24 protein-coding genes and 1 other annotated feature are annotated in these 25,151 nt (G+C 43.1%); of the genes, 19 read left to right on the top strand and 5 right to left on the bottom strand.

Annotation, left to right across the window (positions count from 1 at the left end):
* Positions 1–10 precede the first annotated feature (10 nt).
* From mltG to AC0VYQ_RS10620, 9 genes are all read left to right on the top strand, one after another.
* The gene (gene mltG / locus AC0VYQ_RS10660) at positions 11–1,159 is read left to right on the top strand and encodes an endolytic transglycosylase MltG (protein WP_475403538.1); all 1,149 of its coding nucleotides are present in this window, start codon (positions 11–13) and stop codon (positions 1,157–1,159) included.
* A 71-nt stretch (positions 1,160–1,230) separates the two neighbouring features.
* The gene (locus AC0VYQ_RS10655) at positions 1,231–1,872 is read left to right on the top strand and encodes an O-methyltransferase (protein WP_475403537.1); all 642 of its coding nucleotides are present in this window, start codon (positions 1,231–1,233) and stop codon (positions 1,870–1,872) included.
* 16 nt (positions 1,873–1,888) lie between these two features.
* Positions 1,889–2,536 (top strand): uridine kinase, encoded by a 648-nt coding sequence (gene udk / locus AC0VYQ_RS10650; protein WP_214766460.1) that lies wholly within the window; start codon positions 1,889–1,891, stop codon positions 2,534–2,536.
* A 56-nt stretch (positions 2,537–2,592) separates the two neighbouring features.
* Entirely contained in the window at positions 2,593–3,066 is a 474-nt protein-coding gene (greA, locus tag AC0VYQ_RS10645) for a transcription elongation factor GreA (RefSeq protein WP_088837506.1), read from the top strand.
* Between the two features lie 53 nt (positions 3,067–3,119).
* The gene (gene mtnN / locus AC0VYQ_RS10640) at positions 3,120–3,827 is read left to right on the top strand and encodes a 5'-methylthioadenosine/S-adenosylhomocysteine nucleosidase (protein WP_475403536.1); all 708 of its coding nucleotides are present in this window, start codon (positions 3,120–3,122) and stop codon (positions 3,825–3,827) included.
* A 107-nt stretch (positions 3,828–3,934) separates the two neighbouring features.
* Entirely contained in the window at positions 3,935–4,879 is a 945-nt protein-coding gene (locus AC0VYQ_RS10635) for a beta-ketoacyl-ACP synthase III (RefSeq protein ID WP_214892173.1), read from the top strand.
* Between the two features lies 1 nt (position 4,880).
* Positions 4,881–6,122, top strand: a complete 1,242-nt coding sequence (gene fabF, locus AC0VYQ_RS10630; RefSeq protein ID WP_475403535.1) for a beta-ketoacyl-ACP synthase II — start codon at positions 4,881–4,883, stop codon at positions 6,120–6,122.
* 330 nt (positions 6,123–6,452) lie between these two features.
* The gene (locus AC0VYQ_RS10625) at positions 6,453–8,000 is read left to right on the top strand and encodes a peptide ABC transporter substrate-binding protein (RefSeq protein WP_475403534.1); all 1,548 of its coding nucleotides are present in this window, start codon (positions 6,453–6,455) and stop codon (positions 7,998–8,000) included.
* Positions 8,001–8,208: 208 nt separating this feature from the next.
* Entirely contained in the window at positions 8,209–9,852 is a 1,644-nt protein-coding gene (locus AC0VYQ_RS10620) for a peptide ABC transporter substrate-binding protein (RefSeq protein ID WP_475403533.1), read from the top strand.
* Between the two features lie 121 nt (positions 9,853–9,973).
* On the opposite strand, the gene AC0VYQ_RS10615 is transcribed toward AC0VYQ_RS10620, so the two are convergent.
* The 3 genes from AC0VYQ_RS10615 to AC0VYQ_RS10605 all read right to left on the bottom strand — a co-directional run bounded on the left by AC0VYQ_RS10615 (position 9,974) and on the right by AC0VYQ_RS10605 (position 13,155).
* Positions 9,974–11,301 (bottom strand): IS3 family transposase gene (locus tag AC0VYQ_RS10615; protein ID WP_475403532.1). Its coding sequence is split into 2 segments (ribosomal slippage): positions 9,974–10,932 and positions 10,932–11,301, totalling 1,329 coding nucleotides; the frame shifts between segments, so codons are not numbered across the junction.
* Between the two features lie 149 nt (positions 11,302–11,450).
* Positions 11,451–12,455 (bottom strand): tryptophan--tRNA ligase, encoded by a 1,005-nt coding sequence (gene trpS / locus AC0VYQ_RS10610; RefSeq protein ID WP_239456910.1) that lies wholly within the window; start codon positions 12,453–12,455, stop codon positions 11,451–11,453.
* Positions 12,456–12,505: 50 nt separating this feature from the next.
* Positions 12,506–12,714: a binding site (T-box leader), on the bottom strand.
* 60 nt (positions 12,715–12,774) lie between these two features.
* Complete coding sequence (locus AC0VYQ_RS10605; protein ID WP_088837499.1) at positions 12,775–13,155, bottom strand: DUF3899 domain-containing protein; 381 nt, start codon at positions 13,153–13,155, stop codon at positions 12,775–12,777.
* Positions 13,156–13,426: 271 nt separating this feature from the next.
* Here AC0VYQ_RS10605 and AC0VYQ_RS10600 point away from each other — a divergent pair, with 271 nt between their 5' ends.
* The 5 genes from AC0VYQ_RS10600 (at position 13,427) to AC0VYQ_RS10580 (ending at position 19,383) form a co-directional block, all read left to right on the top strand.
* Positions 13,427–15,034 (top strand): peptide ABC transporter substrate-binding protein, encoded by a 1,608-nt coding sequence (locus AC0VYQ_RS10600; protein WP_475403531.1) that lies wholly within the window; start codon positions 13,427–13,429, stop codon positions 15,032–15,034.
* Positions 15,035–15,371: 337 nt separating this feature from the next.
* The gene (gene opp3b / locus AC0VYQ_RS10595) at positions 15,372–16,298 is read left to right on the top strand and encodes an oligopeptide ABC transporter permease (RefSeq protein ID WP_088837497.1); all 927 of its coding nucleotides are present in this window, start codon (positions 15,372–15,374) and stop codon (positions 16,296–16,298) included.
* The gene (opp3C, locus tag AC0VYQ_RS10590) at positions 16,298–17,329 is read left to right on the top strand and encodes an oligopeptide ABC transporter permease (protein WP_088837496.1); all 1,032 of its coding nucleotides are present in this window, start codon (positions 16,298–16,300) and stop codon (positions 17,327–17,329) included. The genes opp3b and opp3C overlap by 1 nt, the downstream gene beginning before the upstream one ends.
* A gap of 27 nt (positions 17,330–17,356) precedes the next feature.
* Positions 17,357–18,430 carry an ABC transporter ATP-binding protein gene (locus tag AC0VYQ_RS10585; protein WP_159173523.1) on the top strand — a complete coding sequence of 358 codons (1,074 nt, stop codon included), beginning with the start codon at positions 17,357–17,359 and terminating at the stop codon, positions 18,428–18,430.
* Positions 18,430–19,383, top strand: a complete 954-nt coding sequence (locus AC0VYQ_RS10580; RefSeq protein WP_029330998.1) for an ABC transporter ATP-binding protein — start codon at positions 18,430–18,432, stop codon at positions 19,381–19,383. Before AC0VYQ_RS10585 ends, AC0VYQ_RS10580 begins: the two co-directional genes overlap by 1 nt.
* A gap of 39 nt (positions 19,384–19,422) precedes the next feature.
* On the opposite strand, the gene AC0VYQ_RS10575 is transcribed toward AC0VYQ_RS10580, so the two are convergent.
* Positions 19,423–19,956: an HD domain-containing protein gene (locus AC0VYQ_RS10575; RefSeq protein WP_475403530.1), complete on the bottom strand. Its 534-nt coding sequence runs from the start codon at positions 19,954–19,956 to the stop codon at positions 19,423–19,425.
* A gap of 225 nt (positions 19,957–20,181) precedes the next feature.
* Here AC0VYQ_RS10575 and AC0VYQ_RS10570 point away from each other — a divergent pair, with 225 nt between their 5' ends.
* The 3 genes from AC0VYQ_RS10570 (at position 20,182) to mecA (ending at position 21,704) form a co-directional block, all read left to right on the top strand.
* Positions 20,182–20,319 carry a hypothetical protein gene (locus AC0VYQ_RS10570; RefSeq protein ID WP_167331086.1) on the top strand — a complete coding sequence of 46 codons (138 nt, stop codon included), beginning with the start codon at positions 20,182–20,184 and terminating at the stop codon, positions 20,317–20,319.
* Between the two features lie 184 nt (positions 20,320–20,503).
* Positions 20,504–20,902 (top strand): transcriptional regulator SpxA, encoded by a 399-nt coding sequence (gene spxA, locus AC0VYQ_RS10565; RefSeq protein ID WP_029330996.1) that lies wholly within the window; start codon positions 20,504–20,506, stop codon positions 20,900–20,902.
* A gap of 175 nt (positions 20,903–21,077) precedes the next feature.
* Positions 21,078–21,704, top strand: coding sequence for an adaptor protein MecA (mecA, locus tag AC0VYQ_RS10560; RefSeq protein ID WP_088837494.1), 627 nt, complete (start codon positions 21,078–21,080; stop codon positions 21,702–21,704).
* A 65-nt stretch (positions 21,705–21,769) separates the two neighbouring features.
* Here the strand turns inward: mecA and AC0VYQ_RS10555 are convergent, their stop codons facing one another.
* Positions 21,770–22,492, bottom strand: a complete 723-nt coding sequence (locus AC0VYQ_RS10555) for an SDR family NAD(P)-dependent oxidoreductase (protein WP_088837493.1) — start codon at positions 22,490–22,492, stop codon at positions 21,770–21,772.
* 71 nt (positions 22,493–22,563) lie between these two features.
* On the opposite strand from AC0VYQ_RS10555, the gene cls reads away from it, so the two are divergent.
* Together cls and AC0VYQ_RS10545 are read left to right on the top strand one after the other, a co-directional pair.
* The gene (gene cls / locus AC0VYQ_RS10550; protein WP_475403529.1) at positions 22,564–24,075 is read left to right on the top strand and encodes a cardiolipin synthase; all 1,512 of its coding nucleotides are present in this window, start codon (positions 22,564–22,566) and stop codon (positions 24,073–24,075) included.
* A 12-nt stretch (positions 24,076–24,087) separates the two neighbouring features.
* Positions 24,088–25,149, top strand: coding sequence for a competence protein CoiA family protein (locus tag AC0VYQ_RS10545; RefSeq protein WP_475403528.1), 1,062 nt, complete (start codon positions 24,088–24,090; stop codon positions 25,147–25,149).
* Positions 25,150–25,151 lie beyond the last annotated feature (2 nt).

Genomic DNA, 25,151 nt, shown 5'->3' with positions numbered 1-25,151 from the left:
GGAGGAACCGATGGAGAACGAATGGAAGCACAATGCTGAAATCGAAAACAAGCGCCGCCGGACATCACGCCGGATTACGCTCATCATCCTTTCAGTGTTATTCACGATTTTCTTAGTAGCAGGTGCGGCAATCTATATCTTTCTAAAAAATTCACTCGAACCCGTCAACGCGGACGCAACAAAATCCGTTAAAGTCGAAATCCCATTAGGTGCTGGAACAAGTACGATTTCAAATATCCTAAAGGACAAAGAATTGATTGCAAATGAAACGATTTTCCGCTATTACGTTCGCTATAAGAATGAATCGTCATTCCAAGCGGGAACGTACACGCTGACGCAAGCGATGACACCGGACGAAATCATCAATAAGTTGAAAACCGGTAAAGTCATGAAAGCAGCAGATGTCAAGATGACGATTCCTGAAGGGATTACGATGGATCGGCAAATCGCTGTGATTGCAAAAGCAACGGGCTTTAAGCAAGAGGCTGTTCGTAAAGCACTGACGGATCAAACGTACATCAACAGTTTGATTGAAAAGTATCCGATGTTAACGGATGAAGTGAAACAAAAAGGAGTACTCTACTCCCTTGAAGGTTACTTGTTCCCGGCGACGTATGAATTTGATAAAGGGAAAAATATCAATCAAATAGCTGAGACGATGCTTGACGAGATGGAAAAAAATTATGATGCAAATGCAGATGCGATTAAAGAATCAGGAATGACATTCCATGAAGTCCTCAGTCTTGGATCGATGGTTGAACGTGAAGCGGCAACAGCGAAAGACCGCCGTGAAATCGCTGGCGTTTTCAAAAATCGTCTTGATGATGGTATGAAACTTCAGTCGGATCCAACAGTCTGGTATGGTACGGGGGAAAACACGGCATTAACGACATTGAAGGATCTTGAGAATAACTCGAAATACAATACGTATAAATATGAGGGAATTCCAATCGGTCCGATTTCAACAGTCAGTAAAGATTCCGTACTCGCCGTACTCAATCCGAATAAAACAAAGTATGTTTATTTCTTTGCTCGGCCACCGAGTGAAAAAAATCCAAAAGGACAGATTCTTTACGAAGAGACGTATGAAGAACATCAACGTAATGTCGTAAAGTATAAACCGGAATGGGTTGAATACGAAGCAAGTAAAGAGCAATGAGCATCGGGTTGGTTTGGGACGAGTATTTTCGTTCCAGGTCAACCTGTTTATGCGGAGAAGGAGTAGTTCGAATGAATGAGTTTACAGCGTATGTTGAAGCAATGATTAAGCCACGTGATTCGCTACTCGAAGAGATGGAAGCATATGCTAAGGAACATCACATCCCAATCATTGAATTGACGGGGTCAGAAGTGTTATTATCCTTGCTGACGCTACAACAACCAAAGCGGATACTCGAACTCGGGACGGCAATTGGATATAGCGCGATTCGAATGGCACGTGCATTGCCGAACGCACGCATCACGACAGTCGAACGAAATGCAAAACGGTATGAAGAAGCAAAAGCATTCATCGCCCGGTCAGGTGTCGCGGACCGAATTGACATCGTTTTTGCAGATGCAGTAGAATTAGCCGAAACCCTTGACCAAGAGTTCGATGCAATCTTCATCGATGCGGCGAAAGGGCAGTATAAAAAATTCTTCAACGGTTATGGGCGGCTTGTGCCAATAGGCGGGATTTTATACACGGATAATCTGTTTTTACATGGTGATGTTTTAGAAACAGATCCAAAAACGTTTGATCGAAGACGACGACGACTCGTTCGTCTCGTCAAGGAATTCACAGTCTGGATGATGGAACAAGAACAATACGATACGACGATTTTTCCACTCGGAGACGGTGTTTCCGTAAGTCGAAAAATCAAGTCGGAATGATGGAGGAACAAAATCAATGCAAAAACCGGTTGTAATTGGCGTTGCTGGAGGTACGGGATCAGGAAAGACGACAGTCGCACGCTCACTCGTCGCAGCTTTCCCGAGCGAATCGATCGTCATGATCGAGCAAGATGCTTACTATAAAGATCAAAGTACACTCTCGATGGAAGAAAGATATCAAACAAATTATGACCATCCGTTTGCATTCGATAATGATTTGCTGATTAACCACATCAAATCGTTACGTGAAAACATTGCGGTCGAAAAACCTGTTTATGATTACGTTGCGCATACGCGAGCGGAGGAGACGATCAAACTCGATCCACGTGATGTTATCATCGTCGAAGGAATCTTAGCGCTTGAAGATGAGCGTTTACGGGAATTGATGGATATTAAAGTGTTTGTCGATACGGATGCGGACGTACGGATTTTACGACGGATGCAACGTGATATCAACGAACGTGGTCGATCAATCGACTCGGTCGTCGAGCAGTATACGAATGTCGTCCGTCCGATGCATCTTCAGTTTTGTGAGCCGACAAAACGCTATGCAGATATCATCGTTCCGGAAGGCGGAGAGAATCATGTCGCGATTGATCTCCTCGTAACGAAGATTCGTGCCATACTCGATTATCGAACAGCACTTGATGAAAGAGGATATTGATTCCAAAAAAGATGTGAATATACTATACTAGTGGAATAAAAAGGAGCGTGACAAAAATGGCAGAAAAACAGTATTATATGACGCTTGACGGTAAAGCGAAAATTGAGAACGAGTTAAACGAACTGAAGTCAGTCCGCCGTAAAGAAGTAGTTGAAAATATTAAGATTGCCCGATCTTTCGGAGACTTGTCTGAGAACGCAGAATATGATTCAGCGAAAGAAGAACAAGCGATGGTCGAAGGACGAATTGCACAACTTGAGGAAATGCTACGTAACGTAGCAATTATTTCTGAAGAAGAAAAGGATATTTCGGTCGTTAGTATCGGAACGACGGTCACATTCTTGATTCTTGAAGATGATGAAGAAGAAACGTACACGATTGTCGGAAGTGCAGAAGCGGATCCGTTCACAGGTAAAATCTCGAACGAATCACCAATCGCTAAAAGCTTACTCGGACATAGTGTAGGTGAGAAAGTATCGGTACAGGCTCCAGGTGGAGATTTCGCTGTAAAAATTACATCGATTAAATAAATAAAACGATGAAGCCGGAGCAATCCGGCTTTCTGTATGATGGAGGAATGAGTATGCCAATCGCTATCATTGGAGCAATGGAAGAAGAGGTCAACTTACTTCGGAATGAACTTTCTGAACGAAAAGACACGATGATTGCTAACTATCATTTTTATGAAGGTTTATTGAACAGTGTGCCAGTCGTCATCTTGAAATCAGGCATCGGGAAAGTGAATGCTGCGATTGGGACGACATTGTTACTGGATCATTTTAAACCCAGTGCCGTCATCAATACGGGTTCTGCTGGTGGATTTAAGGCAGGGCTGACTGTCGGTGACGTCGTCGTCTCGACAGAAGTCCGTCATCATGATGTCGACGTGACAGCATTCGGATATGAATATGGACAAGTACCGGGTATGCCAGCTGCTTACGTGGCAGACGAAAAACTTGTCGCGACAGCTGAAGCCGTCATCGAACGGATGGAGTCGATTAATGTCGTTCACGGTCTAATCGTGACAGGAGATTCCTTCATTCATGATACAGAGCGCTCGACACTCATTAAAACGAACTTCCCGGACGTCGCAGCAGTTGAAATGGAAGCAGCACCGATCGCACAAGTCTGTCATCAATTCGATGTTCCTTTCGTCGTAACACGTTCAATCTCGGATAGTGCAGATGAGGAAGCTTCACTCTCATTTGATGAATTTTTAGAAATTGCGTCGATTAACTCTGCGAAGATGGTCATGGAAGTTGTACGAACGCTAGCAGATTCAGAAGCGTAAGGTGGACGGAGGAGGGCCCTGATTGAAGGGACCCTTCTTTTTTCTTTGACAAAAAAGGATTAACGCTTTATATTAGTACCAGATACTAATACTAAAGGAGCGACCACATGAATATCGGGATTGTAGGACTAGGGACGTCATTACCAGAACGTCGAATTACAAATGATGATTTAGCGAAAACGCTTGATACGAGCGATGAATGGATTCGGACACGAACGGGAATCGGTGCAAGACGGATTGCAACAGACGAAGTCGATGTAACGGATTTAGCGACAGAGGCCGCTAAACAAGCATTGATCGATGCGGACCTAACAGCAGACGATATCGGATTGATTGTCGTCGGGACAGCGACGGGACGTGCCTTTCCTTCAACAGCCTGTATCGTTCAGGAACGGTTAGGGGCGCTAGGCGCGACGGCATTTGATATTAGTGCTGCCTGCAGCGGCTTCATTTTCGCTCTTCAAACAGCATCAAGCATGATGGAGGCGACGAACTCTAAATATGCGCTTGTCATTGGGGCAGAAAAAATGTCGAGCATCGTCGACTGGTCAGACCGGTCGACAGCAATTTTATTTGGGGATGGTGCGGGTGCAGTCGTCCTCGGACCAACAGAACAGCAAGGGTTGAATGCGTTTGAACTCGGAACGGATGGGCGAGGGGCGCATCTGTTGTTTAAAGAGTTGGATGGGCCAATTGAAATGAACGGACGAGAAGTGTTTAAATTTGCCGTTCGAAAATTACCAGAGATTGTCGATAAAGTCATTCAAAAAGCGAACGGATCGTTGGAATCACTTGACTTATTGATTCCGCACCAAGCAAACTTACGGATTATCGACGCGGCACGCGAACGATTAGGCATCGATGAAAAGAAAGTCATCGTCACGATTGATGAACATGCAAATACATCAGCGGCTTCGATTCCGTTGGCTTTAGAAGAAGCGCGGCGTCAAGGGCGACTACAGCCGGGAACGACACTTGTTCTCGCAGGATTTGGTGCCGGATTGACTTGGGGAGCTTCTTACATTACTTGGACTAAAGGGGAGAACATATAAGATGACGAGAAAACGAGTAGTAGTTACTGGTATGGGTGCACTAACACCGATTGGAAATGATGTGGATACATTTTGGAATGCATTAAAAGCAGGTAAAAACGGTATTCGTCCGATGGAGCGACTTGATATCGATGAGTATCCAACAAAAGTGACGGGTGAGTTACAAGGGTTTGATATTACGGAATTCATCGAAGCAAAAGAAGCACGCAAGATGGATCGATTTGTTCACTATTCACTGGTCGCAAGCATGGAAGCTGTCAAAGATGCAGGACTTGATGTCAAGTCGAATGCTGAACGTACAGGCGTATGGATTGGTTCAGGGATTGGTGGCGTGGAGACGATTGAAAAACAAGCGAAAATCTACTTTGAGCGCGGACATCGTCGTGTCAGCCCATTCTTCATTCCAATGATGATTCCGAATATGGCTAGTGGTCAAGTTTCGATTTATACAGGAGCGAAAGGTCCAAATAACTGTTCTGTCACTGCCTGTGCTTCAGGTACGAATGCAATCGGTGAAGCGTTACGCGTAATCGAACGTGGTGATGCGGATGTCATGATTGCTGGTGGGGCGGAAGCACCAATCACGAACTTAGCGTTCGCCGGTTTTTGTGCGAACAAAGCGATGTCGACAAATCATGACCCGAATACAGCGAGCCGTCCATTCGATGAGGGACGCGATGGATTTGTCATGGGAGAAGGGGCAGGCATTCTCGTCCTTGAAGAATACGATCACGCGATTGCTCGTGGAGCAAAAATCTACGCAGAGGTCAGTGGATACGGTCTGACTGCAGATGCGTATCATATTACTGCTCCAGATCCAGATGGTGATGGAGGCGCACGTGCGATGGCGATGGCGATTCAAGATGCGAACATCGAGCCAACTGCTGTTCAATACATCAATGCGCATGGTACGAGTACGCCAATGAATGATGTTTTGGAAACGAAAGCCATTCATACGGTCTTCGGAGAACATGCAGCGAAACTCGCTGTGAACTCGACGAAATCAATGATCGGTCATTTACTCGGTGGTGCAGGTGGCGTCGAGGCGATTGCAACAATCAAGTCGTTGCAAGAACAAACGGTTCACCCGACGATTCATCTCGAACAACCAAGCGAAGGCTGTAATTTAGATTACGTTCGTGAAGGTAGCAGAGCATGGGACGTCGAGTATGCAGTAAGCAATTCGCTTGGTTTTGGTGGGCACAATGCATCACTCGTCTTTAAGCGGTACCAGCAAGCATAATTCTTGAAGGATTGCGCTCTAAACCGCCTGCATGCGCGGCTTTCCGTCACGGTATTACTAAAAAAAACGTCATATTTCGTTGACTCCTACGGGAAAAAGTGTGTTTTTAACGCACTGTCAGGGGCAGGCAAGACCCTGCTCGTTGTCCGTGAGGACCAAGGAGCAACGGCTTGCGCCTCGCCAGAGGAAAGCAACGAAAAAATGCTTTATCTCCTGATAGAACTTTGTCTACAGCCTGGAGCGACCTACTGTCAATAAGACAGTAAGGTCGCTTTTTTGGTTGAATTCTGTTTGAATAATAGAGTCACTTTAAAATAAAAGGGGAAAAATATGTCTAAGCAATTTAAACTGTTTGTTTTAATGTTTTTAGTAATCGGAGTAATCATTAGTGGATTCGTTGTGTTTCAACAAAACACGACAGAGGAAGCCTCTACAAAAAAGCAACAACAGCATATGACAATCATTGAGTCATCGATGCCACGAGTACCGGATATTGCACAGGCAACAGATAATCGTTCACAAACGTTGCTTGCACAATTATATGAAGGACTATTTGTGTTTACTGGCGGTCCATCTGTCCGAAAAGGTCTCGCCCGAACGATGACTGTTTCGGATGACGGCTTGACGTATACGATTGAACTAAAAGAAACAAAGTTCGATGACGGTACACCAGTCGAAGCGCAAGATTTTGTTGATAGTTTTCAACGTGTTGCTTCAAATGAGACAAATTCACCATATGGTTTTTTATTCGAAGTTTTTAAAAATGGACAACAAGTCAATGATGGCGAACTCCCACCAAATAAACTAGGTGTTAGAGCAGAAGGAAAATCAACGCTAATCATTGAATTAAATCAGCCGGTTTCGGATTTATCACAATTACTGGCTATGTCTGTCTTCTATCCGCAGCCTGAAGTAAGCGAATGGTCGGATTTGAATGAAAATGGTCCATTTAAAATGGGTGAGATGAAAAAGGCATCCTACATGCTTGAAAAAAATGATCATTATCATCAAGCGACTGTGGTTCAGCTCGATACCGTCAAAAGTATCACTGCTAAAAGTATGTCAGATCAGGTGACAGCATATCGAAATGATCAGGCAGACATGTTGCCATTAATTGAAGGATTTGATACGAATCTTTTGATGGGGGACGAGCCTACTTATCAAAAAAGTCGGAGTGGGGTCTTTTATCTAGCCTTTAATATGAACGATTCATTATTTAAAAGTCGAAATGCCCGCCAAGCCATCTCTTCTACACTGATGAATCAACAGACACTGAACTTGCCGCTCGGATTATCAGGGAAACCGACGAATCGTTTTGTAGTAACGGCAAGTGACTGGATTTCTCCACCTCAAGAGCAAACAACGACAAAGTGGAAACAGGCAACTAAGAAAAAAGTGAAAGTTGAATTGTTGAATTTTGATGATCAAAAAGCATTGGAGCTAGGAAAAACAATTGAAAAAATTCTCGAAAAGCAGCTGCCTGGAATCGATATTGTTACTAAAAATGTAGATATCGAAGATAAAATACGCCTTGAACAATCTGGTGATTTTTCCATGACGCTGACAGGCTGGATGCCTGACTACCCAGGTCCTCTCGCATATTTAAATCAATTCGTATCCGATAATCCTTTGAATAAAGTAAATTACAATTCAAAAGAATATGACAAATTGATTAAAGAAACAAGAAATGTAAAGACAGTAAAAGAAAAAACTGCAGGTTATCGAACTGCTGAAAAAAAATTGATTGAAAAAGACGCGGTCATTATTCCACTTTATCAGACAACGGAAAACATGTTGGTAAAAGAAGGAATAAACGGCTTGACAGTGCCGATTTATGGACCTGAATACTTGCTTCGAACAGTAAAGAAATCGAATTAATCAATTAAGGAAAGACATGGGATGAACTCATGTCCTTCTTATTTTTTTGAAAAAATATTTAGAAAAATCGGATAAAAGCTTTGCAAAATTATCAGAACATTGTAAACTATTTGTAACGGAGAGTTTTGTTCGGCCAAAAAGTACTACTTTTTTTCGGACAAAAACTTTAGATTACTAGCTTTGGAAATTTTAGGGGGGTCATCGTATCATGAAAAAGAAAAGTTTTGCACTCGCTACCTCAGTAGCGCTCGTATCAAGCGCATTCCTTGCTGCTTGTTCGACGACTGATTCAAATGATTCATCGGGCGATAACGGTTCGGACAAAAAATCAAGTGAGCAGACGCTTAACCTGATCGAAAGCGCGGATATCCCGACGCTTAACCCAACAACTTCTACGGACGCTGTTTCTTTCAACGTCTTGAACAACACGATGGAAGGTCTTTACCGTTTGGATGACAAGCAACAGCCAACACCAGGTATTGCAGAAAGCCATACGGTTTCTGACGACAAATTGACGTACACGTTCAAGCTACGTGATGCTAACTGGTCTGATGGTACACCAATCACTGCAAAAGACTTCGAGTACGCTTGGAAAGAAGTGCTTAACCCAGAAAACGCATCGCAATATGCGTACGTATTCTACAACATCGAAGGTGCCGAAGAATACAACACGAAAAAAGGCGAGCGTGACGCGGTAGGCGTTAAAGCAGTTGATGATAAAACGTTCGAAGTAAAATTAAAATCACCTGCAGATTACTTCCTCGGATTGACTGGATTCGGTCCATTCATGCCGAAATCGGAAGAACTTTCGAAAGAAATCGGTAAGGGCTTCGGTACGACAGCTGACAAATCACTTTACAATGGACCATTCAAGTTAACGGAATGGACACGTGAACAAGGCTGGAAAATGGTTAAAAACGATAACTACTGGGATAAAGATAGCGTCAAATTAGACACGATCAATGTTAAGGTCGTAAAAGAAATTTCGACTGCTGTTAACCTTTACGAAAAAGGGACAATCGACCGTACAGGTCTTTCATCTGAATTCGTAGCTCAGTATCAAGATAATAAAGAATTCCAAACTAAAGGTGAATCAACAATCTTCTACCTTTACTTGAATACGAAAGTTAAAGCACTCGAAAATGAAAAAATTCGCCGTGCGATCGATATGGGATATAACAAAAAAGGCATCACGGATGTCATCCTTGCAAACGGATCACTTCCAGCAAACTATCTTGTACCAAAAGACTTCGCGAAAGATGCTGACGGAAAAGACTTCCGTGAAAAGTATCCAACATTCAACGAGTTCAATGCGGATGAAGCGAAAAAACTTTGGGAAGAGGGCTTAAAAGAAATCGGCAAAGATTCAGTCGAACTTGAGCTTCTTAACTATGATAGTGATGATGCGAAGAAAATCGGTGAGTTCTTGAAAGGCGAGCTTGAGAAGAACCTTCCAGGTATGAAAGTCACAATCAAGCAACAACCGTTCAAAAACAAACTTGATCTTGAAAACAAAGGCGACTTCGAGTTCTCATTCGCAGGCTGGGGTCCTGACTATCAAGATCCAATGACGTTCCTCGATCTCTTCTTGACTGATGGACCATATAACCGTGGTGACTGGTCAGATCCAGAGTACGACAAACTCGTCAAAGATGCACAAACACAAACGGATGCAGCAAAACGTTGGTCTGAGCTTCAAGAAGCAGAGAAAATCCTTCTTGATTCTGCGGGAATCTCACCTGTCTATCAACGTGGACGTGCGTTCCTCGTTAAACCATACGTAAAAGGTGTTGTCGAGCATAACTTCGGCGCAGACTTCTCTTACAAATGGGCTTCAATCGAAGGTAAATAAAATGTCAAGAGAGCGTCTCTATTGTAGAGATGCTCTCTTTTTTTGACAAAAGGTCCCGTACTCTTTACACATGAACTGAGCCCTAGAGTTTGGACAGTTTAATAAAAGCACCCTTAACGTATTAAGCTGCTATGAGATGGCTTCGGTATTGTACCGGAGTCATCTTTTGTAGTTTCCATTGTCTTCTTTCGCTATTGTAATAATCAATGTAAGCATCGACCATGGCACAGACCTCATCGAGGTCAGATGCTAATTTATAATCGACATAATCTTTCAAGTGCCCAAAGAACGATTCCATCGGGGCATTATCTAGGCAGTTTCCTCTACGAGACATGGATTGAAGCATTCCCATCTCACGGATGCGTGTTTGATAAGCAGGATGCGTATAATGGAATCCTTGATCGGAATGTATCATGGCTTCCGGGTGTATATTCCCTTGAAGTCGTTCTGCGAGTTTATTCGTTGTATGAAGGACTAGTTCCATATGGAGGCTTGTAGATAGATGATGTGCCATAATTTCACGTGTAGCGACATCCTTCACACAAGAGAGATAAACAGTTTGACCAGATCCAATACGGAGATAAGTGATGTCTGTGACGAATACCTTACCAGGCTCATCTTGATCGAACCGACGGTTCAAGTGGTTCGGTACAGTCTTATGTTCATATGTCGCTTTAGCGATTTTACGATAAGCGTTCTGCCTACGGATTTTCGTCACGATTCCAAACTTCCTCATGATACGCAAAATACGTTTATGATTCATCGGTCCACCAATGACATCAAGCATCTCCATGTAAAGACCACGATAGCCGATTTTTCCCTTGTGACGATCATGAACACGTTTTAGAAGTAGGTAGTCCGCATAGTCGCGTTCTTCCCGAAGGGAAACACTATCCGTACGTGCGAGCCAGGCGTAATAACCACTGCGGCTCACTTCAGCGAGCGTACATAGGTCCGTCACGAATCGGCCCGATGATTGTTTCCGTAAGACAATATTGATTGCCTGATAGCGCTCAGATGCGGTTAGTTTCGATACTTCGCCTCTCTTTCGAGAGCGTCGAGCTTTTTTAGTAATTCGTTCTCCGCTGTGAGGTACTTGATTCGTGCTTCAGCTTTCGCAAGGCGTCGTTCGACGGAATCATCTTTTTTCGGTCGACCTCCAAGATTTGATTTTCCACGTCTCTCATTCAAGAGTCCTTCTTCTCCATAAATGCGATAGGTCTTCCGCCATCGTTTCAACGCTTCGTTCGTTGTTCGCTTACCGATCATGTCCAGGTCAAAGCCGCTTTCTTCAAAGATTTGTATCGGTCGCTTACCAGCTAAATTCTCACGTACAGCGTGAATCTTAAATTCTCCTTTATATTGAATCGTACGATCTGATACCGAGGCTACGTGAAGATTCGCTTCAAGTTGTCTGATTTGATCTGGATTGAAGGTACGTCTGTTCATGAATAATTCTCCCGTCTAAATTGAATAGATACAGTATATCGATATCTTTAAACACAAAAAACCCCGAATGGGGTCTTTTATCAAGTGTCCACCATTCAGGGTTCAGTTCAACACAAAGAGCACAGGACCTTTTTTAATGAAAGAATTGATTATTTTTTGACTTTAGCACGTTTACGTTGGAGCCCCATGGCTTTTTCTACTTTAGCAAGTTTACGAGAAGCGACGAGGTCAGCTTTTTCACGGCCTTGATCTAAAATGACATCGAGTTCTTCTGAATCGATTAACTCATAATAGCGTTTTTGAATCGGCTCGAGCTCGGCAATGATTGCTTCAGCGACATCTGCTTTGAACACGCCATAATTTGAACCTTCGTATTTCGCTTCGAGCTCGGCGATGGAGATATTAGCGAGTAGTGAATAGATTTCGAGTAAGTTTGAGACACCCGGTTTGTTTTCCCGATCGAACTTAACAATTCCTTCCGAATCCGTCACGGCCGACTTAATTTTTTTACGGATACTAGCTGGTTCATCGAGCATCGTGATGTAACCTTTTGGATTCGTATCTGTTTTAGACATTTTTTTCTCTGGTGTCGTCAAACTCATGATACGAGCACCTGTTTCTGCGATGACTGGCTCAGGCATTTTAAAGGTTTCATAGTACCGGCTATTGAATCGTTGTGCTAAGTCGCGTGTCAACTCGATGTGTTGTTTTTGATCTTCACCGACAGGGACAAGTTCCGCATCATATAAAAGGATGTCAGAGGCCATTAACGTCGGATAGACGAAGAGACCTGCGCCAATCCGCTCTTTTCCTTGTGATTTATCTTTATATTGCGTCATGCGTTCAAGTTCACCCATACCTGCTAGGCACGTTAACATCCAACCGAGCTGCGCGTGTGCTTTGACTTCTGATTGGACGAAAATCGTCGCTTTTTCTGGGTCGAGACCACTTGCAATATACAGTGCAGCGAGGGCACGTGTATTGTTCATCAACTCGACACGGTCAATCTCGACTGTGATCGAATGGAGATCGACGATACAATAATAGGCATCATGCTCATCTTGTAAGTTGACAAAATGCTTCATCGCCCCAATGTAGTTTCCTAGCGTGACTGTACCGGTTGGTTTAATACCTGAAAAAATCGTTTTCATAATCGTTTCCCTCCGAAAATAGAATAAAAAAAGATGACTCGTCCCTTGAATAATCAAGGGACGAGTCATCGCGTTGCCACCCAAGTTGCTATGATAATAGCCGCTCTAAACTGCTGTAACGGGCAATCCCGTCTGACTCTACTTCACTGTTCAAGTCAGCCACTCCGAAGTCCATTCCATCTGCATCCACTATCCATTCACACCAACCATGGACTCTCTTAAAGTGACGACTCGATGTACTACTCTTCTTCACCGTGTTATTATACATGTAACTTAACAAGATTTTACCATAGACCATTGTCTAGCGTCACGAAAAATTCGTTTAAACGAATGACAAAAGCAATGAGAAAACAATGCACAATAAGCCGCTAGACAAGTATGGCCCTGTCCGGTTTAAAGAACGTTTCCGCTTTTCTTCATACACTTCGTGCTCTTCATCCTCGTCCTCGTGATACTCACCATCGATTTCTCGTAATCTTGCCTCACGTTGTTTTTTGAACCCGGCAGTCAGCCCTCTAAAAAATCCATTTGCAGACATGTTAGAAAATAATCCGATTGCCATTAAGATGAATCCTGAGATAAATAATCCACCCGAAAAGTGATAGAAAAAAGAATGGGTTGAATCCGTGAAACTCGCCCAAATGGTGTAAATAATCGATAAAATTAAAGCGATTAAAATCGGACGAAACAAGTGAAAACGCATAGTAGTCCCCCTTAATATGGATTATGAATCCATTATACGCAATGCTCCCGAAAGTTACGAATTTATTACGGTTATATATCTTAAAACAGCAAATAGTGTGACTATTCACTTGACGTTATTGTTATTCTCACATAAAATCAACTTATCACTTCGTTTGAATTTTCGAAACCAGGTCAATGCATTTTGGGGAATGCATGTGGATTCGATCCAACGTTATTGATGTCATAACTGTTTATGGCAACTTGAAAATTGAAAAGGAGATGACTCACCGATGAAGAAAAAAACTGTCGGTCTCGCGTTATCAGTCATGCTTGCAGGGAGTGTAGTCCTTGCAGGATGTTCGACGAGCGGAGATAAAGATTCAGGTTCTTCAGACAAGAAAAACTTGCGCTTAACGAGTACGTCCGATATTACGACGGTCGACCCGGCTAAAGCAACGGATTCAGTCGCATTTGATATGATTGGAAACACGATGGAAGGACTCTACCGGTTAGACAAAGAAGGTAAGGCGATTCCTGCACTAGCCGAAAAAACAGATATCTCGAGTGATAACCTCACGTACACGTTTACACTTCGTGAATCGAAATGGTCTGATGGTTCTCCAGTCAAAGCACAAGATTTTGAATTTGCTTGGAAACGTGCAGTTGATCCAGAAACAGGTTCAGGATATGCCTATATCTTTGATACCGTCAAAAATGGTGCAGCTGTCTCACAAGGGAAAAAACCAGTTGATGAATTAGGAGTCAAAGCACTTGATGATAAAACGCTTGAAGTAACACTTGAGCGTCCATCGCCGTACTTCTTGTCACTGACGTCATTTGGAACATATACACCGATTAGTGAAGATTTTTATAAAAAGAACGAAAAAGACTTTTCACTTCAACCGGATAAATTGTTATACAACGGACCATTCGTTTGGACATCTTGGAAAACAGATTCAAAACGTGTCTTGACTAAGAATGAAAACTACTGGGATAAAGATGCCGTCAGTCTTGACGAAGTAACGATTCGTGTCGTTAAAGATTCGTCAACGGTTACTAACCTGTATGAATCGAATGACATCGATTATGCTGGCTTAACATCTGAACAAGTTGCTGTTTATGAATCGAAACCTGAATTCAATACGGCATTACGTTCTACTATCGCTTATTTGAAGTTCAATAACGAAGATGCGACGATGAAAGATGTCAATGCCCGCAAAGCGATTGCTCGCGCAATTGATCCTAAAGGCATCACAGAAACGTTACTTGCGAATGGTTCGATTCCAACAACAAGCTTCATTCCAAAAGACTTCATTAAAGATGAAGCTGGAAAAGACTATACGAGTGACATTAACTGGTTCGATCGTGATGGGAACGAAGCAGCTGATCTTTGGAAAAAAGCAAATGGCGATAAGAAAACAACGATTGAACTATTATCGTTCGACAGCGAAGACTCTAAAAAGACAAGTGAGTACATGAAAGGTCAAATTGAAAGAAACTTGCCGAACGTGACAGTTTCAATCAAACAACAGCCATTCAAGAACAAACTCGATTTAGAGTCTAAAGGTGACTACCAAATGTCGTATTCACTTTGGGGTCCTGATTACCAAGATCCAATGTCGAATTTGTCGATCTTTGAATCAACAAATAGTCAAAACGATGTTAATTACGACTCATCAGCATATGATAAGTTGTTGAATGCTGCCAATGAAGAAGCAGATGTTACGAAACGTCTCGACTTGTTCAAGCAAGCGGAAGCCCAATTGATCGAGAAAGATCAAGCAATTGCACCATTGTATCAAGCAGGTGCAGCTTACTTGAGCCGTCCGACAGTTGAAAACTTCAAACGCCAATTGTTTGGTGCGGATTTCCAATACAAATATGTTGATATGAAGTAAAAAAACTGGAGCGTCCCGAATTAGGTTCAGGGAACGCTCCTGTTTTATACTACTTTTTCTGAATGTGTAATCATTTCTAAACGAAATGTGAACTATTTGTAAAAAAGATGTTCTAATTACTTTGTTAGCAAAGTATAATGGAATCAAACGAAAAATTCTGAAATATTGGTTAACTGTGAAAAAGCAGTGATCATGGGGGGCATCATATCAGGTTGGCACAAAAAAAGAATTTAAAATTTTACAACAAAATTCTTGAATGTTCCGACAATTTTACGTCATACTGGTTTTATTGATGTTTTCGAAAAAAACAGAAAAATCTTTATAGGGGGTGCCATCTATGGGCCGTTATTTAGCTCAACGCCTTACTTACGGCGTACTGACGTTTTTACTCATCGCTTCATTCACGTTCTTCTTGATGGATCTGTTACCAGGTTCACCGTTCCAAAACCAGGAAAAGCTTTCTCCTGAGCAATTGAATATCCTTCGGGATAAGTACAACTTGAATGATCCACTTCCACAACGCTACGCAGCGTACATGGTCAACTTGTTCCAAGGGGACTTAGGAGTATCATTTAAATATGATAGCCGTCCTGTTACAGATTTAATCATGGAACGGATCGGACCGTCAGCTCAATTAGGAGCACAAGCACTTATACTCGGTGTCTTTGCAGGTCTTTTACTTGGTGTCGTTGCGGCACTACGTCATAACACAGCGATTGATTACGGTGCGATGTTTGCATCAGTACTCGGTATTTCAATACCGTCGTTCGTATTTGCTTCGCTTCTTCAATACTACGTAGGAGTGAAATGGGGCATTTTGCCGGTCGCCTTCTGGGAAAGCCCAGCACATACGATTTTGCCTACAATTTCCTTGTCCTTAGGAGTTACCGCCTCCATCGCTCGTTTTGTTCGAACGGAGATGCTCGAGGTAACAGGACAGGATTATGTCACGCTTGCTAAGGCAAAAGGACTAGATGGACAATCGATCACGTGGAAACACATGGTGCGTAATGCCTTGATTCCAGCAATTACGATTCTTGGACCGATGACTGCTGCCTTAATCACAGGAACACTCGTCATTGAAAGAATCTTTGCTGTACCAGGTCTTGGTGAGTTGTTCGTATCATCAATCACGCTAAATGACTATACAGTCATCATGGGAACAACACTGTTCTTCTCAGCGGTCTTCATCCTTATGATTTTGATCGTCGACTTACTGTACGGTGTCGTTGATCCACGGATTCGTTTGGGGGGTAATGAATAATGGCAGAGCAAAATTCAAATGCAAAAACGGAACAATTCGATTCGTCACTGTTTCAAACGGTTGAGTTCAACGAACAAGCCGGAGAGCGTATCGCCGGAAAAAGTTTAAATTTCTGGCAAGATGCCTGGACGCGTCTTATTCGAAATAAAGCAGCGATTCTTTCGCTCATCATCATTCTTATCATTGCGTTACTTTCAATCTTCGGACCGATGATTTCAGGGCGCGATGCTTACACGCAAACGATCACGCAAGCGAAGCTACCACCAAAAGTAACAGGGCTTGAGTGGGCCGGATTTGATGGTATGGCAACATTAGGTGATAAAGAAATTGATTTTTACGAGCAAAAACAAGTAACAGAAAACTACTGGTTCGGAACGGATCATCTCGGACGTGACTCTTGGTCACGTGTCTGGGAAGGTACACGCGTTTCACTCTTTATTGGTGTCATGGCTGCAATCATCGATGTCATCATCGGTGTCACATATGGTGGACTTTCTGCTTACTATGGCGGTCGTGTTGATAACATCATGCAACGTATTACGGAAATCCTGACCGGGATTCCGAACTTAATCTTAATCATTCTGTTCATCTTGATTCTTGAACCGGGGATCACGACGATCATCTTGGCGATGACCATCACCGGATGGATTGGGATGAGTCGACTCGTTCGAGGACAAATCCTGAAACTTAAGAATCAGGAATTTGTACTCGCAGCACGTACGCTTGGGGCTTCTAGCTCACGTTTAATCTTTAAGCATTTGATTCCAAATACTCTTGGAATTATTATCATCTCACTTATGTTCACGATTCCTAGTGCGATTTTCTTCGAAGCGTTCCTTAGCTTCATTGGACTTGGTCTCGCTCCACCGAAACCGTCCCTTGGTACATTGATCAACGAAGGGTACAAAGAATTGAAGACGTTCCCTTACTTGCTTGTCGTGCCATCGACGGTCATCGTACTCCTAATGATCAGCTTTAACATGTTGGCCGATGGATTACGGGATGCGTTTGATCCACGTCTACGCCGCTAACGGAAATTAGAGAGGAGTTCATCCACAATGGAAACTATTTTATCTGTACGCGACCTAACCGTCGCTTTCCATACGTATGCCGGGACGGTACAAGCCGTCCGTGGCGTATCGTTTGATTTAAAAAAAGGTGAAACACTTGCAATCGTTGGTGAATCTGGTTCAGGAAAGTCGGTTACATCAAAAGCAATCATGCGACTGATTCCGAATCCTCCTGGTGAGATCACGAATGGTGAGATTATTTTCGAAGACCGTGACTTAGTCAAGTTGTCGGACAAGGAAATGCAAAAAGTTCGTGGTCGTGACATCGCAATGATCTTCCAGGATCCGATGACATCACTCAACCCGACGATGACAATTTACAAACAGATTGCAGAAGGTTTGAAACGTCACCAAGGCTTGACAGGGGATGCCGCAAAAAAACGGACGCTCGAATTATTGACGCTCGTAGGGATTCCGAATCCGGAAGCACGTTTAAAACAATATCCACACCAATTATCAGGTGGGATGCGTCAACGGATCGTTATCGCGATTGCATTAGCATGTAACCCGAAAGTTTTGATTGCCGATGAGCCGACGACAGCACTCGACGTTACGATTCAAGCTCAGATTTTAGAGCTCTTAAAAGACATTCAACAAAAAACAGGTACAGCAATCATCTTCATCACGCACGATCTCGGTGTCGTGGCGAACATGGCCGACCGCGTAGCTGTTATGTATGCTGGGAAATTGATTGAAAAAGGTACGGTTGATGAGATTTTCTATGAACCACGCCACCCGTACACATGGGGTCTTCTCGGATCGATGCCACGCCCTTCAGATGACCGTTCGCAGGACTTACCGGCGATTCCGGGTACGCCACCGAACTTGCTTCATCCGCCTACAGGTGATGCATTCGCACCACGTAATCAATATGCGATGAAAATTGATTTTGAGAAAGAACCTCCGTTCTTCCGAATCACTGATACACACGAAGCAGCAACGTGGTTGTTACATCCACAAGCTCCTTACGTAGAACCACCAGCAGCCATCCGTGACCTCGCACTGAAATATCGTCCAGATAGTACATTTGCGAAGTCGCTTTTGAAAGGCGGTCTTAAGTAATGGAAAACCGTAATAAATTACTTGAAGTAAAAAATCTAAAGCAACATTTCAATATTGGACGAGGACGTGTCGTCAAAGCAGTAGACGGGCTTTCATTTGATATTTATGAAGGGGAAGTACTTGGTCTTGTTGGAGAGTCAGGTTGCGGCAAATCGACGACGGGTCGTTCGATTATCGGACTTTACGATGCGACAGACGGGGAAGTCTTGTTCAAAGGTGAGAATGTCCATGCGAAGAAATCACGTAAAGAAAAATTGAAGTTTAACCGTGCGATGCAAATGATTTTCCAAGATCCTTACGCATCTCTAAATCCACGGATGACAGTCGGAGATATCATCGCAGAAGGAATTGATATCCACGGACTTGCGAAATCAAAAGAAGAGCGAGATAACCGTGTCTACGACTTGTTAGAAACAGTAGGTTTGACGAAGGAACACGCGAGTCGTTACCCCCACGAATTCTCTGGTGGTCAGCGTCAACGGATTGGGATTGCACGTGCACTGGCAGTAGAACCGGACTTCATCATTGCCGATGAGCCGATCTCAGCACTTGACGTTTCCATCCAAGCACAGGTCGTCAACTTGATGAAACAATTACAACGTGACCGCAGTTTGACGTATTTATTCATCGCCCACGATCTTTCGATGGTTAAATATATTTCGGACCGGATTGGTGTTATGTATCAAGGTCACCTTGTTGAGTTATGTGATGCGGATCGTTTGTACGAGAACCCAGTTCATGCGTATACGAAGTCGCTCTTATCTGCAATCCCGCTACCGGATCCAGAGCACGAACGGACACGTAAACGGATTGTCTATGATCGCCCGACAGGCGGAGCCGTTGGTAAATCGAGTGAAGATTCGAGTATCCCTGCACTTCGTGAAATCGAGCCGGGACATTACGTCTCGATGACGGATGCTGAGCTTGAAGCGTATCAAGCACAACTCGTCTAATAAAAAAGGCATTCCTGAATCGTTCAGGAATGCCTTTTTTTAGTTTTCGGAAGCGATTCGTGGAAGGTTGCTAAAGCGATGGACAACTGAATCTAATGCATCAAGACGTTTGACGGCTTCATCAAAGGGGATTTTCTCATAATGATGCAAACCACCTGGTTGCTCTTCTAACGTATCGGCATCGTGGACGAGTTGTTGGAGTGGGGTCCGGTTGATTGTACCTGGTGGGAGATACGAATCTGTGTGTAAGAGGACGGCAAGCGAGATTTCTTTTGCACGTGCAGGTTCTTCCCCTAAACGAATTAATAATTTATGGGCACGTTCTGCTCCTTTAATCGCATGAATATCATTTTGACGGTAAAGATCATAATTCCATGTTCCATCCGTATACCATTCATAATGGCCGATATCATGAAGCAGTGCTGCTTTTGTCGCCGAATCAGCATCAAGACCACGCTGTGTCGCGAGTGTCAACGCCTGTTCCGCAACGGAAATCGCATGATTGAGTCCAGAACGTTCTAAATATTTTTGGGCAATCGGGTGTTCGATGATTGTAACTAAAGTAACTGGCATAACTGAAATGCTCCTTTCAACGAGTAAGTATTTCTATATACTCTACGTGAATTTGCAAGTAATTGCAACTCTCTGCTTAAATGAACGCGACAATCTCACACATTTAATTAACCGAAGTAGGAATAGAATTTAGGCAAACGTGGTATACTAATTAATGTAGAAGATGATAATTCAGCTTTCGTTGGTTGCTTGTTCTTTTTTCGGACCGAGTGAGGTGTCGGAGTTATGAAAGAACGTGATAAGAAGAAAAAGTTGAAAAAACGACTTTTGCGGGATATTTTCGAAAAGAAATTAAAAGAAATGAAACTCCCGAAAGCAAAAGAAACGATTTCTCAACCTTTTGATCACACGCCAGCTTGCTGAAGCCACCTCGTGGCTCCAGCGAGTTTTTTTACGAAAAAGTTCTTTCATCTTAAAAAATAGCTAGGTTTTATTTGAAATTCAATGTAAACTGTCAAGTAATAGAATCATCATTAATAATTACGAAAAGGACACGTTCCTTTTTATAGTTCAGACATGATGTAAATCAGGGGGAGGATGTTTTTCAATGGTAACACTCTATACTTCACCAAGCTGTACTTCTTGTCGTAAAGCGCGCGCGTGGCTTGAAGAACATGAAATCCCATTTGTGGAACGAAATATTTTTTCGGAACCATTGTCGCTTGATGAAATCAAACAAATTCTTCGTATGACGGAAGATGGAACAGATGAGATCATTTCGACACGTTCAAAAGTCTTTTCTAAATTAGACGTTTCAGTCGAGAACTTGTCGCTGCAACATCTTTATGATTTAATTCAAGAATATCCTGGATTGTTACGTCGTCCGATTTTGATTGACGAAAAACGACTCCAAGTTGGATATAATGAGGATGAAATTCGCCGTTTCTTACCACGTAAAGTTCGCACTTTCCAATTGATGGAAGCGCAACGCTTGGTAAACGAATAAATTTTAACCAGCGCGCTGCTTCCGTGAGCAGTGTGCTTTTTGTTACCGTCAAAAAAGGTTAAAATAAAGATAACAAAGGAATATACCCTATATGGTTAAAAAGGGGTTCTTTTTGAATCCATGTTATGTGCTCGTTCGTATACTAGATAAGAGCGAGATGAAAGGAGTGGACATATTGAAAATCGAACGCGTCAATGACAACACGGTCAAGTTCTTCATTACGTATACGGATATCGAACGCCGCGGCTTTGCCCGAGACGAGATTTGGTATAACCGTGAGCGTGGAGAACAGTTATTCTGGCAGATGATGGATGAAGCGAATGAAAAAGAGTCCATCTCCTTCGAAGGTCCACTATGGATACAAGTTCAAGCATTTGAAAAAGGTCTTGAAGTGACGGTTACAATCGCTAAGACAACAGTTGATGGCGAACAAGTGGACGAAGAAGAGTTGGATTCATTACTCCGTTCAGCAATGTCTGAGGCAGAAGATAAAGAAACAGAACTCAGCCAAGACGTATTATTTGAAACGACGGATTTTGAGCATGTTATTGCTCTTAGCCAATATGCAGAAGCACCGGTCTTCAAAGATTTGAAAACAGCGCTCTATCAAAAAGATGGTGCCTACTTGCTCCACGTCCATTTTAAAGACGAAGTGGAAGTGGAAGAACAAGAAAACGTGATGAGTTTGATTGCCGAGTACTTGCAATTTAGCGAACAAACGATTCATCCGGTCGCAGAGTATGGTAAAACCATCATTGCCGACGATGTTTTTGCTGTCGTCCGTAAGCACTTTACGAACTAAATACAAATGTCACGTTAAAAGGACTGCTCCTATACAAAAAGGGAGCAGTCCTTTTTTTGTTAGCATCACGTCAATGTATATCCACCATCGACGATTAATGATTGGCCATTGATATAACTAGCTTTATCCGACAATAAAAAACAAACGACTTCTGCAATTTCAGCCGGTTGTGCTGCGTTCCCGCGAAGGTGATGTTTCATTGCCAAGTCAAACTTGTCTTTCCCACCGTATAAGGAATGGCTTAATGCTGTATCGACGGGGCCGGGGCAGATCGCATTAAAACGATACTTTCCATGAAACCGGGCCGCGTAAGTTTTCGTAAGGGTGATAAGAGCACTTTTTGAAGACGCATAAGGTAAGAGCATCGCCGGGAATTTGACATGTCCGACGATTGCGCTATTGTTGACGATTGAAGCCCCTTTGGACAATCGTTTGACAGCGAGTTGAATGATTTGTTCAGGTGCATGATAATTGACTTGGAATACTTCTTGTTGGGCATCTGTTACGCGTTCAGGTGCGACAGGTTTTCCAAAAGTTCCGGCATTGTTAAAAATGCCATCGATGGTTGGAAAGTCAGTCGCGGTGTCATCGAAGAACTGCTGAATCTCTGGTGGTTTAGCAAGATCGACCTGGAAAAAATGAATGTTGCCTTGTCCATGTTGTTCGAGTACCGTTCCTTTTTCGGTATTTCTCCCTAAGGCAAGAACGGTATGTCCTTCTTTTGCAAGTTGGAGGGTGGTCGCTTCCCCGATTCCACCAGTCGCGCCCGTTACGATGTAAGTTTTCATTCGAATACTTCCCTTCTGATAATAGAGTCGAAAAACTTGATACATAGTAAAAAGAAAGAGGAGGGGATTTCATGTTACGACGTGTTCAACTGCTGATGACGTTACTGTTGACCTGTAGCTTACTGGCGTTTTTGTCTTACTACTGGAGTGTCTACATGGTCGGTTGGTTATCAATCGTCATCATCTTGATCGTTTTAAGTGTCTTCATCATCATCTTACTTGAAAATCGAAATCCCGAGCGGACTTTAGTCTGGGCGCTTGTCATGATGGCGCTGCCCGTCGTAGGCGTGTTCGTCTATTTCACGTTCGGTCAGAACTATCGCCGTAAAAAAATGTTTCGCTTAAAAGCGATGCTTGATGAAGAGTCATACATTAAATATCGTACCCAATTTGATCATGGTATACACAATCGAGTGTTCAAACATGGATATTATGCAAAGGTTGTCAAACTTATCGATTCCATCAGCCGGCTTCCAATATCGTATAATACACATACGAAGATATTGACTAACGGAGAGGAGAAATTTCCGCTCTTGCTCGCTGAAATCCGTCAAGCGGAGCACCATATTCATTTAGAGTACTATATTGTCCGCGATGATGCGTTAGCCCTCGAGTTACAAGCCGCTTTGATTGAACGTGCTAAGGCTGGGGTCGAGGTCCGTTTCTTATACGACGCAGTCGGTTGTTTCTCTACTGACAAAAGTTACTTTAAAAAGATGATTCAGGCTGGCATTGAAGTGCATGCCTTTTTCCCTGTCGTCCTTCCCTTCATCTCCAGCAAATCCAATTATCGAAACCACCGTAAAATCGTTGTTATTGATGGAACGGTCGCATTTACAGGCGGAATCAATGTCGGAAATGAATACATCGGGAAAGATAAAGCATTCGGATTTTGGCGAGATACGCATCTTGTCGTTCGTGGAGAGGCTGTGTCAGAGCTCCAATTGATATTTTTACAGGATTGGTACTACATGACAGGAGAGCGTCTGTTCACACCTTTCTACATGGAGCCGCTCGAAGTGGTCACGGATGCAACAGGGGGCGTTCAAATCATCGCCAGTGGACCGGACGAACCGCAAGAGACCATGAAGTCGCTTTACTTCGCATTGATTACGGAAGCACGAAGTTCGGTCTACATTGCTTCACCGTACTTGATTCCGGACGAGGACTTGATGACAGCATTAAAAACAGCAGCGATGTCCGGAATCGATGTTCGAATTCTCTTGCCGAGTTTTCCGGATCATAAAGTTGTTTTTTATGCGAGTCGCTCGTATTTCGACGATTTACTCCAAGCAGGCGTTAAAATCTACGAATACAATAAAGGATTCATGCATTCCAAAGTCATTGTCGTCGATGATGCGATTGCAACTATCGGAACGGCGAATATGGATTTAAGAAGTTTTCATCTGAACTTTGAAGTCAATGCCTTCTTGTATGGTACAAATTCCGTTCACGAACTGACCCGGGATTTTTATGATGATTTTTCGCATTCGACTCAAGTTGATCGCCATTACTTCAGTCAGCGCAGTTTTTCGCAACGCTTGATTGAGTCAGTTTCACGTCTATTCTCACCTTTACTCTAAAGGGGTGCTGTCATGTTTGAAGCCGTTGATGAAACAGGTCGCCGAATCAATATCCATCTCATACAAGTCGAACAATTAAAGCAAATGACGTTGTATTGTCCTTATTGCCTGAACCGGTTACGGGTCAGGCAGGGACGAAAACGAACGCATTTTGTTCATGTCTCAGCATGTACGGGAGAGTCGAGTGCACATCAAGGTTGGAAAACGACTTTAGCGGAATACTTTCGTAGCTTAGGTTATGACGTCGCTTTAGAACAAGTTCAAGGGCAACGTCGATTTGACTTGTGGATCCCTGCACTCCGGATAGCGGTAGAAATCCAACGATCGAAGATGACCGCGTTGGAGTGGAATCGACGACGAACGATTGATCAACAAAAAGCATATGCTGTGCGCTGGATTGGCTTTCATCCAACAGGCGGATGCATCATTAAGTTAGACGGGTGGATGAAACAAGCATTATTGACGGATGGTTATCTCGATTTAATCGAACAGGGAAAAATTAACCGCTATGGTTTTGCTGTCCCTTTTACGAAACACTTAGTGATTTGTCAACGACTAGAAACTTCTTTCACACAATTTATTAGACCTACCCCCCAAGCATTTCCCCGGAAATTTTCTGCGAAAAAATGGATTCAACTCGTGCGGAAATACCGACTACGTCCTTTCTTCTCGACGATGCCAAATCATCTACTCAAAAATCCACTCTATCAAGCAGGTCTGCATGTTTTATACCTTCCAGCCCACTGTTTTTTACCCATCGAAACACTTCTCGCCTTTCCACTTCATCCTTTTGAACTTCAAATGACACTTTATTTATCCTTACAAGGAAACTACTCGAAAATCCGACTTGAACATGCGTTAGTCTCTTGCCTCGACGCATGCCGGATTTCTCATGAGCCGAATCTGCTTCGACGTGTGGTAGAGGATTGGATGAATTTACTAGCTGTCGCACGCATATGTCAGCAATCTAGTATTGCTACAACTGTAAACCGTTTTAAAGAAGACGCCGTTTTAGCAGGAGCAATTCAGTTGTTTGTCGAAAAAGAAACAGGTATAAATGAAGTAAGGGAGTGATT

Source organism: Exiguobacterium sp. QJM3NY_9 (assembly GCF_056173545.1).
This window is presented reverse-complemented; position numbering and strand designations above follow the sequence as displayed.

Excerpts from the sequence above, each read along its gene's own strand:
- mltG (WP_475403538.1), top strand. The coding sequence starts at position 11 with ATGGAGAACGAATGGAAGCACAATGCTGAAATCGAAAACAAGCGCCGC.
- AC0VYQ_RS10655 (WP_475403537.1), top strand. The coding sequence starts at position 1,231 with ATGAATGAGTTTACAGCGTATGTTGAAGCAATGATTAAGCCACGTGAT.
- udk (WP_214766460.1), top strand. The coding sequence starts at position 1,889 with ATGCAAAAACCGGTTGTAATTGGCGTTGCTGGAGGTACGGGATCAGGA.
- greA (WP_088837506.1), top strand. The coding sequence starts at position 2,593 with ATGGCAGAAAAACAGTATTATATGACGCTTGACGGTAAAGCGAAAATT.
- mtnN (WP_475403536.1), top strand. The coding sequence starts at position 3,120 with ATGCCAATCGCTATCATTGGAGCAATGGAAGAAGAGGTCAACTTACTT.
- AC0VYQ_RS10635 (WP_214892173.1), top strand. The coding sequence starts at position 3,935 with ATGAATATCGGGATTGTAGGACTAGGGACGTCATTACCAGAACGTCGA.
- fabF (WP_475403535.1), top strand. The coding sequence starts at position 4,881 with ATGACGAGAAAACGAGTAGTAGTTACTGGTATGGGTGCACTAACACCG.
- AC0VYQ_RS10625 (WP_475403534.1), top strand. The coding sequence starts at position 6,453 with ATGTCTAAGCAATTTAAACTGTTTGTTTTAATGTTTTTAGTAATCGGA.
- AC0VYQ_RS10620 (WP_475403533.1), top strand. The coding sequence starts at position 8,209 with ATGAAAAAGAAAAGTTTTGCACTCGCTACCTCAGTAGCGCTCGTATCA.
- AC0VYQ_RS10605 (WP_088837499.1), bottom strand. The coding sequence starts at position 13,155 with ATGCGTTTTCACTTGTTTCGTCCGATTTTAATCGCTTTAATTTTATCG.
- AC0VYQ_RS10600 (WP_475403531.1), top strand. The coding sequence starts at position 13,427 with ATGAAGAAAAAAACTGTCGGTCTCGCGTTATCAGTCATGCTTGCAGGG.
- opp3b (WP_088837497.1), top strand. The coding sequence starts at position 15,372 with ATGGGCCGTTATTTAGCTCAACGCCTTACTTACGGCGTACTGACGTTT.
- opp3C (WP_088837496.1), top strand. The coding sequence starts at position 16,298 with ATGGCAGAGCAAAATTCAAATGCAAAAACGGAACAATTCGATTCGTCA.
- AC0VYQ_RS10585 (WP_159173523.1), top strand. The coding sequence starts at position 17,357 with ATGGAAACTATTTTATCTGTACGCGACCTAACCGTCGCTTTCCATACG.
- AC0VYQ_RS10580 (WP_029330998.1), top strand. The coding sequence starts at position 18,430 with ATGGAAAACCGTAATAAATTACTTGAAGTAAAAAATCTAAAGCAACAT.
- AC0VYQ_RS10575 (WP_475403530.1), bottom strand. The coding sequence starts at position 19,956 with ATGCCAGTTACTTTAGTTACAATCATCGAACACCCGATTGCCCAAAAA.
- AC0VYQ_RS10570 (WP_167331086.1), top strand. The coding sequence starts at position 20,182 with ATGAAAGAACGTGATAAGAAGAAAAAGTTGAAAAAACGACTTTTGCGG.
- spxA (WP_029330996.1), top strand. The coding sequence starts at position 20,504 with ATGGTAACACTCTATACTTCACCAAGCTGTACTTCTTGTCGTAAAGCG.
- AC0VYQ_RS10555 (WP_088837493.1), bottom strand. The coding sequence starts at position 22,492 with ATGAAAACTTACATCGTAACGGGCGCGACTGGTGGAATCGGGGAAGCG.
- cls (WP_475403529.1), top strand. The coding sequence starts at position 22,564 with ATGTTACGACGTGTTCAACTGCTGATGACGTTACTGTTGACCTGTAGC.
- AC0VYQ_RS10545 (WP_475403528.1), top strand. The coding sequence starts at position 24,088 with ATGTTTGAAGCCGTTGATGAAACAGGTCGCCGAATCAATATCCATCTC.